Origin of the sequence: Nesterenkonia sp. DZ6 (assembly GCF_022565835.1) — a bacterium.
Lineage (GTDB): Bacteria > Actinomycetota > Actinomycetes > Actinomycetales > Micrococcaceae > Nesterenkonia.
Genome location: NZ_JAJOYW010000004.1, coordinates 248,551 through 261,999, shown reverse-complemented (window position 1 = coordinate 261,999; position 13,449 = coordinate 248,551). Strand labels below are relative to the sequence as shown.

The 13,449-nt window shown below is 70.4% G+C and carries 12 protein-coding genes; 5 read left to right on the top strand and 7 right to left on the bottom strand.

The genetic code is table 11. The annotated features are described in order from the left end of the window. Positions 1–83: 83 nt before the first annotated feature. The 4 genes from LTH93_RS11495 to dut are packed head-to-tail and all read right to left on the bottom strand — an operon-like array spanning position 84 to position 3,718. Positions 84–1,613 carry a class I SAM-dependent RNA methyltransferase gene (locus LTH93_RS11495; RefSeq protein ID WP_241471029.1) on the bottom strand — a complete coding sequence of 510 codons (1,530 nt, stop codon included), beginning with the start codon at positions 1,611–1,613 and terminating at the stop codon, positions 84–86. A gap of 7 nt (positions 1,614–1,620) precedes the next feature. Further along, positions 1,621–2,391 carry a DUF3159 domain-containing protein gene (locus LTH93_RS11490; RefSeq protein ID WP_241464869.1) on the bottom strand — a complete coding sequence of 257 codons (771 nt, stop codon included), beginning with the start codon at positions 2,389–2,391 and terminating at the stop codon, positions 1,621–1,623. Next, positions 2,381–3,247, bottom strand: a complete 867-nt coding sequence (locus LTH93_RS11485) for a DUF3710 domain-containing protein (protein WP_241471028.1) — start codon at positions 3,245–3,247, stop codon at positions 2,381–2,383. The genes LTH93_RS11490 and LTH93_RS11485 overlap by 11 nt, the downstream gene beginning before the upstream one ends. Before the next feature lie 30 nt (positions 3,248–3,277). Continuing rightward, positions 3,278–3,718, bottom strand: coding sequence for a dUTP diphosphatase (gene dut / locus LTH93_RS11480; protein WP_241464871.1), 441 nt, complete (start codon positions 3,716–3,718; stop codon positions 3,278–3,280). Positions 3,719–3,779: 61 nt separating this feature from the next. Between dut and LTH93_RS11475 the strand changes: the two genes are divergently transcribed. Beyond that, a complete protein-coding gene (locus LTH93_RS11475) occupies positions 3,780–4,307 on the top strand; it encodes a DUF3093 domain-containing protein (protein WP_241471027.1) in 528 nt (175 codons plus the stop codon). Between the two features lie 60 nt (positions 4,308–4,367). On the opposite strand, the gene LTH93_RS11470 is transcribed toward LTH93_RS11475, so the two are convergent. Next, positions 4,368–4,667, bottom strand: a complete 300-nt coding sequence (locus LTH93_RS11470; RefSeq protein ID WP_036475539.1) for a DUF4193 domain-containing protein — start codon at positions 4,665–4,667, stop codon at positions 4,368–4,370. A 387-nt stretch (positions 4,668–5,054) separates the two neighbouring features. Here LTH93_RS11470 and sepH point away from each other — a divergent pair, with 387 nt between their 5' ends. Next, positions 5,055–6,563 (top strand): septation protein SepH, encoded by a 1,509-nt coding sequence (sepH, locus tag LTH93_RS11465; RefSeq protein ID WP_241471026.1) that lies wholly within the window; start codon positions 5,055–5,057, stop codon positions 6,561–6,563. Positions 6,564–6,580: 17 nt separating this feature from the next. Here sepH and LTH93_RS11460 read toward each other — a convergent pair whose 3' ends face one another. Together LTH93_RS11460 and LTH93_RS11455 are read right to left on the bottom strand one after the other, a co-directional pair. Further along, positions 6,581–7,780 carry an alkaline phosphatase family protein gene (locus tag LTH93_RS11460; RefSeq protein WP_241471025.1) on the bottom strand — a complete coding sequence of 400 codons (1,200 nt, stop codon included), beginning with the start codon at positions 7,778–7,780 and terminating at the stop codon, positions 6,581–6,583. Between the two features lie 26 nt (positions 7,781–7,806). Then, the gene (locus LTH93_RS11455; protein WP_241471024.1) at positions 7,807–8,466 is read right to left on the bottom strand and encodes a DUF5998 family protein; all 660 of its coding nucleotides are present in this window, start codon (positions 8,464–8,466) and stop codon (positions 7,807–7,809) included. A 62-nt stretch (positions 8,467–8,528) separates the two neighbouring features. Between LTH93_RS11455 and LTH93_RS11450 the strand changes: the two genes are divergently transcribed. Genes LTH93_RS11450 through LTH93_RS11440 form a run of 3 tightly spaced genes read left to right on the top strand, consistent with a single transcriptional unit; the run spans position 8,529 to position 13,356 of the window. Beyond that, on the top strand, positions 8,529–9,557 hold the full coding sequence (locus tag LTH93_RS11450) for a 3-oxoacyl-ACP synthase III (protein ID WP_241471023.1): 1,029 nt from the start codon (positions 8,529–8,531) through the stop codon (positions 9,555–9,557). Further along, a complete protein-coding gene (locus LTH93_RS11445; RefSeq protein ID WP_241471022.1) occupies positions 9,551–12,337 on the top strand; it encodes an alpha/beta fold hydrolase in 2,787 nt (928 codons plus the stop codon). The genes LTH93_RS11450 and LTH93_RS11445 overlap by 7 nt, the downstream gene beginning before the upstream one ends. Then, positions 12,334–13,356 carry an NAD-dependent epimerase/dehydratase family protein gene (locus tag LTH93_RS11440; RefSeq protein ID WP_241471021.1) on the top strand — a complete coding sequence of 341 codons (1,023 nt, stop codon included), beginning with the start codon at positions 12,334–12,336 and terminating at the stop codon, positions 13,354–13,356. The genes LTH93_RS11445 and LTH93_RS11440 overlap by 4 nt, the downstream gene beginning before the upstream one ends. Positions 13,357–13,449: the final 93 nt, after the last annotated feature.

Here is a 13,449-nt window from a genome sequence, read left to right as displayed (position 1 = left end):
TGAACAGCCGGGCCGATGGATCGATGTTCAGTCTACTCTTTCAGCTTTCTGAGACGCACGTCATAGGGAGCGTGGCGCGCCGTTCACCTGCGATGAGGTGCTCGGAACAGAGCGACCGATTCCATGTGGTGGGTGTTGGGGTACAGATCGAAGACCTTGAGGTCTGCCAGCTCCCAGCCCCGGGTCATCAGAGACTTGGCGTCCCGGGCGAAGGAGGAGGGTTCGCAGGAGACGTAGAGGACCTCCCGCGGGCCCGCGGCGTCGATCCCCGCGATGACGCGTTCACCGGCTCCGGTGCGCGGAGGGTCCAGCAGGATCAGGTCACGTTGGGCGAGACGATCCAGGACCGCCTCCACCGGCGCCTGCAGCACTTCGACCTGCGGGGACCCGGCGAAGAGCTGTGCTGCACTGGCGCTGGAGCCGGGCGCCCCTTCAACGCTGAGCACCGAGCCGGCTGCGCCTGCGAGCTCGGCCGCCCAGGCGCTGAAGAGGCCGGCCCCGGCGTAGAGGTCTGCCACCGAGGCGCCGGAGGGCACCTGTGTCATCGTGTTCACGGCTTCGACCAGGCAGCGCGGGGCATTGCGGTGGATCTGCCAGAAATCCTCGGGCTGGATCTCCACCGTGGAGAACGTCCCCGCAGGTGACGCTGAATCCGCGGTCGGGGGCTGCGGCAGGGGCAGCGGTTCGGTGACCGTGCGGGACCCGGCGACCACGGTGTAGCTGATCCGCTCCGGGCGCGGCGCGGACGCCTGATCCTGGGCGCGTGCCCCGGGGCCGGATCGCTCGCCGCGACCTCGACGTCCGGCGCCGCGGGCACCGGCGCGACCCCGGCTGGGGTTGGGTTCCGGCGCGGACGTGGCCAGCACGATGTTGGCGATGGCCGGCTCCCGCTGGTGCAGGTGCAGCAGCCGCTCGTTGAGCTCCTCACGCTCGACTGCGGGAAGCCCGCGCCGGACGTGCACCACCAGAGTGACCTGTGGGCCGGCGCCGGCGGCCACGGCGTCGACCCGGTCGACGCCCTTGAAGTTGAAGCCGAAGATGCCGCTCTCATGGATCGATGACACTGCCAGCGGCATCCCGCGCAGCTCGATGAGCTCGTTGCTGCGGTGCGGCTTCATGCTCAGCGCACCCAGGGCGCTGACCGCGAAGCTGGCCCGGGTCCGCCAGTGCAGCCCGTGGTAGGGCCCGTCGGAGAGCACGTCGTGGACGTGGACCTCTCCGTCGCCGGAGGCCAGCGGCAGGCGCTGATCGTGGATCGAGAATCCCCCGATCCGCTGCATGGTGTCGCGGAAGACCTGGCCCTTGAGCCGGCGCTGGTGCTGGTCGGTGATGTGGCCGAACTCGGCACCGCCCACCGGGAGCCGATCGTTCTCGTGGGCGCGCAGCGAGTCCGCGAGCTTCCAGATGTGCCGGCGGCGGTAGTCGGAGGGACTCAACACCTCGACGACGTCGGCTCGCCAGTATTTGGCGCCCGGTCCTCCCTCGGTCACGCGGGCTCGCACGGTCTCCCCCGGGATGGCGTGGCGCACGAAGACGACGCGACCCTCGTGGCGGGCGACACAGTGGCCGCCATGGGCCATCGGTCCGATGTCCAGCGTCAGGGTCTGCGTCATCGCGGAATCACCATCTCTTTTCTTGTTCGGCCTCTTCTGCGGGCTCTTGTTCGGCCTCTGCTGCGGAGGGCTCGAGCGGACTCTGCGCCGGTCGTGAGATGAGCCACCCTACCCACAGCGCCAGCGCATAGAGCGGGATGCCCATGACCAGGCGCGCGGTGCCCAGTCCGGCCACATCGTCGGCCAGGTAGAGCGGGACCTGGACGATCAGGCGCAGCGCGGGGACGGCGAGAAGCAGCCAGGTGGCCAGCGAGTATCGCCGACGACGCGCCGGGTCCTTGCGCCAGTCCAGCCCCTCACCCCGAACCACGCCGAAGAGCAGGCCCAGGAACGGCCACTTGACCAGGATCGAGATGAGGAATGCCAACAGGTAGCCGGCGTTGATCAGGAAGCCCCAGGCGTAGAAGTCGCGGGCGTCCCCGGTCCGGTAGGCGACCAGGGCGCAGATCAGGATGCCGGCGAGTCCGGCCAGGGACTGAACCAGCGAGCCCTTCTGCACCAGCCGGACGATGGCGAATCCGACGCCGATCGCCACCGAGATGATCAGCGCGGTGATCAGCTCTTCGGTGACCAGGAAGGCGATCAGGAAGGCCGCGGCGGGCAGCGAGGACTCGACGAGTCCGCGCACCCCGCCCACCGAGGCCAGCACGTCGATGGAGCCGTCATCACCGGTGCGCACCCGGGAGGCGGCGGCAGTCGAGAACTGCGCCGCGGGATCACGGGTGGAGTCCGGGTGGGAGTCCGGCTCGGAGCGTGGCTGGCCTGGGTCAGCGGTCATCGCTCACCGGTGCCGCAGCAGGATTGGGACTGGGGGAATCATCGCGACGCTGGGCCCGGTTGCGCGGGACCACCACCCGCTTCGCCCCTTCCGGAGGCTGCAGGCGCAGCAGCTCGCGCGGGGGCAGCGGGTCGTCGCCCCGGACGACCACGATCTTGGCGAACAGGTCTTCGACCGCACGGGCTGCGGAGGCGTCGATGGCGCCGCGGCCGCCGACCACCCCGCGCAGGAACCAGCGCGGGCCCTCGAAGCCGATGAAGCGGGCCACCCGCCAGCCTTTGCGTCCGTCTTTCAGGACGGTCGGCACGCGTGCCGCCAGCTCCATGCCGAAACGACCGTCGACTCGCTTGACCTTGCCGTCCTGCTTGAGCACCGACTCTTCGATCTGGTCGAGCACCTCACCCCAGGTGCCGCCGGACTTCGGGGCCGAGAAGGGCTGGACCTGGATGCTCGCCTGGTCGACCATGACGGTCAGCGCGACCACGCGCTTGGTCTTCTGATCGATGTCCAGACGCACCTGCTGGTTCTTCGCCGCGGGGACCAGCAGCGCCCCGAAGTCCAGATAGCCCTTCTTGGACTCCAGCTCACGGGAGTCGCGCGGCACCGCCAACGGAGTGGACTCGGTGACCGGCTGCGCCACGGAGGTGACCGGTGACGACGGGGCGTCGGCGGCCGTCGCCGTGGCTGAAGCGTCAGGGGCCGCCGCGTCGGTGGCCGAGACGTCTGGGGGCGCGACGTCAGTCGGCGGGCTCTGTGGCGACTCTGCCTGTGGTGATTCTGTCTGTGCTGACTCTGCCGGGGCCGCGTCTGTCTCCGGTGCCTGCGTCGCTGGGGTCTTCTTCTTGCCGAAGAGCATGCCTGTCCTCCTGGTCGGTTCTGCGCTGTTCTATCGCCCGGTGGACCCGAAGCCGCCTGCGCCGCGATCACTGGTCTCGAGATCGTCCACCAGGGTGAAATCAGCCTGCTCCACCTTCTGCAGAAGCAGCTGAGCTATCCGGTCCCCACGGGCGAAGTGGACCGCCTCGTGGCGATCCGTGTTGAGCAGGCACACCTTGATCTCCCCACGATACCCAGCGTCCACGGTCCCTGGGGCATTGACCACGGTGATCCCGTGGCGCACGGCGAGTCCGCTGCGCGGATGGACCAGGCCGACCCAGCCCTGCGGCAGCGCCAGCGCGACTCCGGTGGGGACCAGCCGGCGCTCCCCCGGTTCGAGCGTGAACTCCTCGGCGGTCAGCAGATCAGCCCCGGCATCACCGGGATGGGAATAGCGCGGGACGTCTAAGCCCGGGTCCAGCTGCTTGAGAGGTACTGAGATGCGATTCACAGCCCCGAGTGTACCGTCGCGGTCGAGTCGAGTCCTCAGCCGGACATGCGACGATAGTGCCATGAGTGACGAGAGTGCCAAGAATGGCGAAGCTTCCTCCCCGAGCGTGGACAGCGAGACCGCCCCGATCTACACCGAGAAGCTCTGGCCGGCCTGGTGGCTGTGGGTCGCCGGGGTCATGCTGGGGGCGTCGATCTCACTGATCTTCTTCCCGATCAGCATCACCTTCGGGGTGCTGACCGTGTTCATCGGCATCGGCCTGGTCATCTTCGGCCTGGTCATCACCACCCCGACGCTGGAGGTCACTCCGGGGTGGCTGCGTGTGGGCCGGGCCCGCATCCAGACGGTGCATCTGGGCCGGGTCGTGGCGCACCGCGGGGATGCCGCCCGCGAACAGCTGGGACCGGGTTTCGACGCAAGCTCCTACCAGTGCATCCGTGGCTGGATCGATCCGGTCGTCACCGCGCAGATCATCGATCCCAAGGACGCCACCCCGTATTGGATCTTCTCCACCAGAAAGCCAAACGCCGTGCTCTCCGCATTGGGCTCCGCGGAGCCCGTGCAGGAGCACGGCGTCAGTTTCGAATGACGTGGATCCCCTCGGGCCGCCAGTGGCTGAGGGTCTCCAGGTCTGTTCACTGCGGAGCGATCAGCCCTCGCAGTCCTTGCAGAAGAACATGCCGTTCTCCTCGCGAGCCACCTGGGAGCGATGACGCACCAGGAAGCAGGATGAGCACGTGAACTCATCCGACTGGGCGGGCAGCACGCGGACCTGCAGCTCCTCGTCGGAGAGATCCGCTCCGGGGAGCTCGAATCCTTCAGCGGCCTCGGTCTCGTCCTCGTCCACCACAGAGGACTGTCGCGAGGTGTTCCGGTTCTTCAGCTCCTCGATGGAATCTTCGCTGGTTTCGTCGTCGTTCTTCCGCGGGGCGTCGTAATCGGTTGCCATAAGAGGTGCTCCACACTCCGAATTCTTGAGATCGAAGCGCTCGTTGACCGGCTTCGGGATGAAGCTGATTGAGCGCGATTTCCCTGTGGCGTGGCCCCCTGCCGGTCCGGGCTGTTGCCCGGTCCGCAGAACACGTGGGAAATTCTGGTCGGACAGATTGTGTCCCATCCGGATCGCAGGACCAAATCCTGATCAATCGTTGAGCCCTGGGCTGACACGGAGGGGCTCGGGACACAGCTGGTAGGTGGGGATGAGGACCAAAGAATGTCACGGGCGGCCCGATTGAGCAATCCTTCCAGGAGTGGTTGAGCACCTCGGTAGTTTTTACACCTCCCCGCGATACAGTGTCCGGAATAACCACCAGCTCGTTCTTCGGAGGAAGCACCAATGCAGCACCTGCGCATCGTCGGGGTCAATGACGAGGAGAACGTGCCGCAGCTCATCCTCTCCGACGAATCAGGGCAGGAGTTCGCGCTGCCGATGGATGAAGCGCTGCGCCACGCCGCGACCCGACCCCCCGTCCGTCCGGCCAAGGCCAGCCCCGGCAGAAGTCCGCTGACTCCGCGCGAGATCCAGGCACGGCTGCGCGCCGGCGCCACGGTGGACCAGGTGGTCGCGGCCTCGGGGCTGACCACCGCCCACGTGGACCGCTACGCCGGCCCGGTGCACGCGGAGCGCGAGTACATGGCCCAGCAGGCTCGGGGCACCCAGGTCGCACCCGCGTCGGCCGCAGAGGCGCACCGGAGGGCCTTCGGCGATGAACCCGCCAACCTCGAGGCCATGGTGAAGGTCCGGCTGCGCGCGATGGAGGTGGACCTCAGCTCACTGAGCTGGGACTCCTGGCGCCGGGAGGACGGCCTCTGGCAGGTCACCTGCGTGTTCGACGTCGACTCCTCGGCCACCCACGGTGCGGGCATCGGGCTCAGGCCTCCTGCCGAGTGGACCTTTCAACCGGAGACTCGCCACCTGCGGGCGGTGAACCGCTGGGCCGAGGCGCTCAGCGCGCTCTCCACGTCGGTGCCGACGCCGGGGAGTTCCGAGACAGACCCGCAGACCTCCGCCGCGGGCCCCGGGAGGCGACTGAGCGCCGTCGACTCCGTCTTCAATGTGGAAGACTCCAACGACCCGCGCGGGCTCGGAGCGACCTCTGCAGCCGACAGCGGAGCCGCGGGGCGCCGGCAGCCGGAATCCAGCACCCGCGGCTCGCGGGACTCCGCGCCCCGGCCGCAGACCCCGACTCGCGGCGACGCGGCATCCCGTGGTGAAGGACACGAGCACGAGGACCTGCTCGACGTCCTGCGGGCCCGTCGCGGCCAGCGCCTGGGCGCGGACGCCGAGGCCGACGACCGCCTCGCCCTGATGCTCAATCGGCAGGATCCGCAGGATCGCGACAGCTCCGCCGCCGCCTCGGACCGGCCCCCCGCTCCGGCGGGCCAGGATGACGAGGAACATTCCACCGTTCCGATCCCACGGCTGCGACCGGTCCAGAACGCACCAGCCTCCGACGACGCCGCGCAGGACGAAGGCGTCGATGCTCCTGCGCCCGAGGTGCGCGGCGCCACGGCGGCCGAGAGCTCTGCGGGCACAGCGGATGCGACCAAGCGGGCGACCGGTGACCGGTCCGCCGACGCGGCCGGATCCGACGGAGAGGGAACCGGCGCGACAGGCTCCGGCGCGGCACCGAACGATGGCCGGCTCGACGCCTGGGGCTTCGCCTACGAGGGCGAGTCTGAGGAGCGCGGCGGCGCGGCAGGTCAGGCGCCGGCACCCCCGGCGGAGGAGGCTGAGCCGACCGAGCCTGATGCCGCTGCAGAGAAGCCGCGGAAGCGAGCGCCCGCGCGTCGGGCGAGCATGCCGAAATGGGATGACATCCTCTTCGGATCCAAGAACGACTGAACGAGGGGCGGGAGCTGCTAGGCGCCCAGGCGCAGCAGCGGCACCCGACGTTCAGCCTCGGTGAGGGAGCCGTGCTGGCCCACCATGTCCATCGGGGCCTGGCCCACCCGGTCACAGTGGTAGAGCGCGATGTCGCTGTGCGTGGCCACCAGCACGTCACCGATGCGCCCGGCGACCCGATCCTCCACCGGCCCGAACCACCCCGCCTCGCGGGCCTGCTCGCGGGTCAGGATCCAGGCCCGGTCACCGTACTCCTGCTCCCAGGCTGCGGCGATGGTCTCGGGGTCGGCGCCCGGTTCGGCATAGAGCTGCACCAGCCGCGGCTCGCCTCCGGTATGCCGCACCCCGTCGAGCAGGTGCGCCTGCGCCGAGAAGTCCAGCCGGTTCTGCGGCGCGACGTCGATCATCCCGTGGTCCGCGGTGAGCAGCACAGACACCTGCTGGCCGTAGCGGCGGCGCAGATCGGTGGTGAAGCGTTCGGCCTCGGCGTCGAGCATCTCCAGCATCTGCAGCCACTGCGGGGAGTCCACGCCGTAGCGATGACCCGTCTTGTCCAGCTCATCGACGTAGAGGTAGACCAGCTGGCGTGGGGCGGGCCCCTGCCGCACGGCGCCGCTGGCGGGGCGCTGCTGCTGGATCCAGTCCGCGGTGAGGCGGAACCGGGCGTCCATCCGGGCGGCGCCCCGGAACTCGCCGCCGCGCAGCACCGCCCGGGTGAGCCCGGAGTCGATGAACTTCGGCCGCGAGGCGGTGAGCACACCGGCGCCGGCCTCCGCGGCGCGGTGCAGCACCGAGGGGTGCCGCTGCCACTGCGCCGGATCGACCTCGTCGTCCCAGCCGCCGAGCATGTTGACCATCCGGTCCAGCTCGGGCGCCAGGATGTCGTAGCCGACGAGTCCGTGCTCCCCCGGTGTGGTGCCGGTGCCCAGCGAGGCCAGGGAGGCCGCCGTCGTCGTCGGCACCCCGACGTCGAGGATCTCCGCGCTGGAGCTGCGCCAGGCGGAGGCGAGGAAGCGGGCGTGGCCTGAGTAGCGGGCGAGCAGCGCATCGCCGAGCCCGTCGACCATCAGCACCACCGTGGTGGCGGCCTCGGGCAGGCCCAGCCGATTCGCGAAGCCCTCCAGGCCGAGCGACGCCGCGGCGGAGGTCAGCACATGGCGCAGGTGTGCGCCGTCGTAGTCGGGGGCGACCGGCAGCGGGCGGGTGTTCGGGGTCATCTCAGCGGGTCATCTCGGGGAACGGCTCAGCGGGCGTGCTTGATGCTGGCTCGGCGCAGCGCGCGGACGAATCCGCGGGCCTCGTCCACGGCGGTGTCACCCTCGGCGGTGGCCGCGATCCGCAGCGCGATGTCCTCGGGCACCCAGTTTCCGGTGTCGCCGTGGTCGGCCACGCACTCCGGGTTCCCGCACTCCGCCGGGTAGGTGTCGAAACGTGCACCCCCGGTCCAGGTCAGGTTCAGGGAGACCTCGGCCAGTGACCGGTCTGGGGTGAAGTTCTCGGGGCTGCGGTGGACCTCGGAGAGGATCAGCGAGCGGATCCTGCTGACCGGGACGACCTCGGTGGAGATCCGCGCCACGGTGTCGGCTCGGCGCGGATGCGGGGAATCACCGTGGCTGAAGGCGGGGCCGTCGTCGTCCTCCAGATCGTGGTCATCGAGGTGAGCGACGACGATCACGTCCTCGGCCAGCGCCAGCACCGTGATGTGCCGGTGGACCTCCTCCATGTCGAAATGGGTGTCCACGTGCACGATCTGATGGCTGGCCTCGCGCTCATCGAGCGCCTCGCTGAGCGTGTGCAGCACCAGGGAGGGGTAGAAGCCTCCGCGCTCGACCGCTTCCTTGAGGCTGTAGGTGGAGGCGGCGCCGCGGCGGTGCTCACCGGACCCGTGCTGGCTTAACGTCATGGAACTCATGCTATCCGGTACTGGGATTCGCCGGTGCGCCCCACATACGGGATACTGGTCCGGTGCCAGGAAACGCGACTTTTCACCACCGCAACGCCGCCCTCCTCTCCGTGACGGAGGTGCAGGCCCCGGAGGTCCTTACGTCAAAGGACCTTGACCGGCGTCTGGCGGATGCGCTCAAACGTCTCAGGCTGCCCACCGGGCTGCTCCAACGAGTCGCGGGGGTGAAGGCGCGGCGACACTGGTCTGGACCAGGTGACGTCCGTGCCGGAACCGCGGAGGCCGGGCGCAGGGCGCTCGCCGCCGCCGGCATCGCGCCGGAGGAGGTCTCGATGTTGATCAACACCTCGGTCTCCCGCGAACACCTGGAACCTTCGGTGGCGGTGGGGATCCACCATGACCTCGGGCTGCCCACCTCGGCGATGAACTTCGACATCACCAATGCCTGCCTGGGCTTCGTCAACGCCATCACGCTCGCAAGCTCCATGATCGACGCCGGTCAGGCCAGATACGTGCTGATCGTCAACGGTGAGGACACCAGGAAGGTCCAGGACGCCACGATCAAGCGGATCAACTCGCTCGAGAAGATGGCCTCCAGGGATGACTTCATGGCGGAGTTCGCCTCGCTCACCCTGGGCTGCGGGGCCGCCGCCGCAGTGATCGGGCCCGCGGATCAGCACCCGGAGGGTCACCGGATCATCGGCGGCGTCACCCGGGCCGCGTCCCAGCACCACGGGCTCTGTGTGGGCGACCACAACGGCATGTTCACCGACGCCCGCGGTCTGCTCGAAGGCGGCCTGGAGCTGGTGATGGACGCCTTCAACGATGCCCGCGAGCACTTCGACTGGGACTCGATGGACTCCTACATCACCCACCAGGTGTCCCAGCTGCACACCTCCTCGATCGTGAAGGCCGCGAAGCTGGACAAGAAGCGCGTCCCGGTCACCTATCCAGAGCTGGGCAATGTCGGGCCGGCCTCGCTGCCGATCACCCTGGCGAGGGAATCCGACCGGCTGCAGCCCGGAGACCGGGTGCTGTGCATGGGCGTCGGCTCCGGAATAAACACCGCGATGTTGGAGATCCAATGGTGAGCATCAGTGACCTGACCGGCCGCTTCGCGCCGATCCCCGCCGCCCCCGCGCGGCTGCCCCTCGACCACGCCCCCGGCACGGTCTTCCCCGGGCTGGATCCCGCCTGGTCCCGGCTGGTCACCGCCAAGACCGACGACGGCGCCCGGACCTTCCACGTGCTGGACACCGGCCCGGAGCTCGCCGCCCGCGGGATCACCCCGACCGGCACGATCCTCGCCGTGCACGGAAACCCCACCTGGTCCTACCTGTGGCGGCACGTGCTCTCCGGGTCTCTGGAGCGCGCCCGCAGCGGCGCCGCCTGGCGGGTGATCGCCCCGGACCAGCTGGACATGGGCTTCTCCGACAGGCTCTCGCACCCGGTGCCGCCCGCCGCCGACGCTCCCAGCTACCGCCGGCTCCCGGCGCGCCTGGGTGATCTGGACGCCCTCATGGACGCCCTGGACGTGGACACCAGCTCCCGGCTGGTCACCCTGGGGCACGACTGGGGCGGGATCATCTCGCTGGGCTGGGCCGTGCGCCAGGCCGGGCAGGTGGACGCCGCGATCACGCTCAACACCGCGGTGCACCATCCGGAAACAGATCAGGTCCCTGCCGCGCTGCGCGCCGCGATGGCCCCGGCGGCGCTTCCCGCCGCCACGATCGCCAGTGAGGGCTTCCTGAAGGTGACCCTCGGACTCACCGAGGACCCGCTCCCCGAGGAGGTCCGCGAGGCCTACCGGGCCCCGTACACCTCTCGGCGCGGACGCGGAGGCATCGGCGGCTTCGTCGCCGACATCCCTGCGGAGACCTCGCATGTCTCCCGCGCGGCGCTGACCGCGATCTCCTCCGGGCTGCGCGACTGGGACAAGCCCACGCTGCTGCTCTGGGGACCCAAGGACCCGGTCTTCCAGGACCGGTATCTGGCAGACCTGCAGTCCAGAGTGCCCCACGCCGACCTGCACCGCTTCGAAGGCGCCGGCCACATGCTCGCCGAGGACCGGGACATCAGCACCCCGATCTTCACCTGGCTCGATGACCACTTCGGCGCCGGCACAGCCCGCGCCGCGCTGGAATCCCCGGCTCCTGCGGGCCGGGTGCTCGGACTCCACGAGCAGCTGGCCGAACTGGCCGGCTCCGAACGGCGGACCAGCCCCGCCGTCGTCGACATGACCGCCGAGCCCGAGGCCTGGAGCAGCGCCGAGGATGCCGCCACCGGTGACCGCGCACTGAGCTGGGCGGAGCTCTCCGCCCAGGTGGACGCACTGGCCGTGGGCCTGTCGTATACCGGGGTGCGCCGCGGGGACCGGGTCTCGCTGCTGGTCCAGCCGGGCGCCTCGCTGACCGTGATCCTCTACGCCTGCATGCGCCTCGGCGCCGTGGCCGTGGTCGCCGACGCCGGCCTGGGGGTGCGCGGGATGACCCGCGCCGTCCGCGCCGCCCGGCCAGACTGGGTCATCGGGGCGCTGCCCGGACTCACCCTGGCGCGAAGCCTCGGCTGGCCCGGAAAGCTGATCAGCGCCCAGGCGCTCTCCCCCCGCCGGGCCCGCCTGCTGGGCACCGTGGCCTCGGTGGAGTCGCTGCTGAGCCGCCACGAGGGCGCCACCCCCGATCAGCTGGCGGCCCCCGCCGCAGATGACCCGGTGGCGATCCTGTTCACCTCCGGCTCCACCGGACCGGCAAAGGGCGTCATGTATACCCACGGCCGGCTCGGCGCGCTGGTCGCGCTGCTGGTGGAGCAGTTCGACATCCGCCCTGGAGCCTCGCTGATCGCCGGCTTCGCACCGTTCGCCCTGCTGGGCCCCGCCATCGGCGCCACCTCGGTGACCCCGGACATGTCGGTGACCCGACCCGCCACGCTCACCGCCCAGGCCGTCGCGGATGCGGCCCTTGCCGGGAGCGCGACCATGTTCTTCGGCTCCCCCGCAGCGCTGCGCAATGTGGTCGCCACCGCGGGCCAGCTCACCGCGCTGCAGCGCCGGGGGCTCTCCGAGATCACGCTGGTGCTCTCCGCCGGAGCCCCGGTGCACCCGGACCTGCTGAACGCCGTCCAGGAGATCTTCCCCGCGGCCGAGATCCACACCCCCTACGGGATGACCGAGGGCCTGCTCCAGGCCGACATCGAACGCCGCCAGGTGCTCGAGGCGGCCGCCACCGGCCAGTCCGGGGTCTGCGTGGGCACACCGGTCGCGGGCGTGCGCTTCGCGCTGGCCCCGCTGGACGGCCTGGGACGCCCCGCCGAGGAGCTGCTGGACCCCGCCGAGGCCGTCGGCGTGCTCGGCGAGATCGTGGTCTCCGCGGCGCATCTGAAGGCCGGCTACGACAGGCTCTGGCAGACCGAGCGGGCCTCCCGCCGGGACACCTTGGACGGGCTGATCTGGCACCGCACCAATGACATCGGACACTTCGACGCCGAGAACCGGCTCTGGATCGAGGGCCGGCTGCAGCACGTGCTGACCACGCCCGCCGGGCCGCTTGGTCCGGGCACCGTGGAGACCCCGGTGGACGCGCTCGAAGAGGTGGCCCGCAGCGCCACGGTGCCGGTGGGACCGCGAGGCACCCAGGCCGTCGTCGTGATCGTGGAACCGGCGCCGGACCGCAGCCTGCGCACCGGCCGGTCCCCGGTGGCCGAGATCAGCTTCGCCGCCCGGGTCCGCGAGGCCGCCGGCGAGGTTCCGGTCGCCGCCGTGCTGGTGCTCGACGAGCTACCCACCGATGTTCGACACAACTCCAAGATCGATCGCACCCGACTGGCCGGCTGGGCCGAGAAGGTCCTCGCCGGCGAGAAGGTCGGGGCCCCATGAGCCGACTCATCGAACCCGGCGCCCGGGTGCTGGTCACCGGCGCCTCCGGGCTGCTGGGCTTCAGCGTGGCGCAGCGGCTGGTGGACCAGGGCTATCAGGTCACGGTGCTCCAGCGCGGCGCCTCCGGTCTGGACGGCGTGCACGAGGTGCGCGGCTCGCTCAGTGATCCGGCCGCCGTCGCGCGCGCCGTTCAGGGCCAGGACGCGGTGATCCACATGGCCGCGAAGGTCTCGGTCTCTGGTCGGCATGAGGACTTCGTGGAGGTCAACGTGCGCGGCACCCAGCGGCTGCTCGACGCCGCGGTGGCCGCCGGGGTGACCGATTTCCTGCATGTGTCCTCCCCCTCGGTGGCCCACGCCGGGGCTTCGCTCATCGGCGCCGGCGCCGGGCCGGCGGATCCGCAGCACGCCGTGGGCAGCTATGCCAAGACCAAGGCCGAGGCCGAGCTGATCGCGCAGGCTCGCGGCGCCGCGGACATCAACGTGCTGATCCTGCGCCCGCATCTGGTCTGGGGCCCCGGCGACGGACAGCTGACCAGCCGGATCATCGACCGGGCCCGCTCCGGGCGGATGCCGATCCTCGGCTCCGGAGCCGCCCTGGTGGACACCCTCTACATCGACAACGCCGTGGACGCCTTCGTCGCCGGGCTGCGCCGGCTGCCGCAGATCGCCGGGCAGCGGCTGGTGCTCACCAACGGTGAGCCGCGCCCGATCGGCGAGCTGATCACCGGCATCGCCGCCGCCGGCGGGGCCCCCGCTCCGCGGCTGCGCCTGGCGCCCGGGCTCGCCAAAGGGCTGGGCGCCGTCGTGGAACGCCTCTGGGCGCTCAGCGAGAAGCTCGCCGGCCCGCGCGCTGACGAGCCGCCGATGACGAAGTTCCTCGCCGAGCAGCTCTCCACCGCCCACTGGTTCGACCAGCGCACCACCCAGCACGCCCTCGACTGGACCCCCAAGGTCAGCCTGGACCAGGGCCTGGCGCTGCTGCGCGAGCACATCCAGACCACCGGCAAGGTCCTCTGACCCTCCCCCTCCTGGGTGGTTGAGTTCTCCGGTCGATACGTATCTACCGGAGAACTCAACTGCCGTGGATAGGCGTGCCCGTGATGGGCGTCC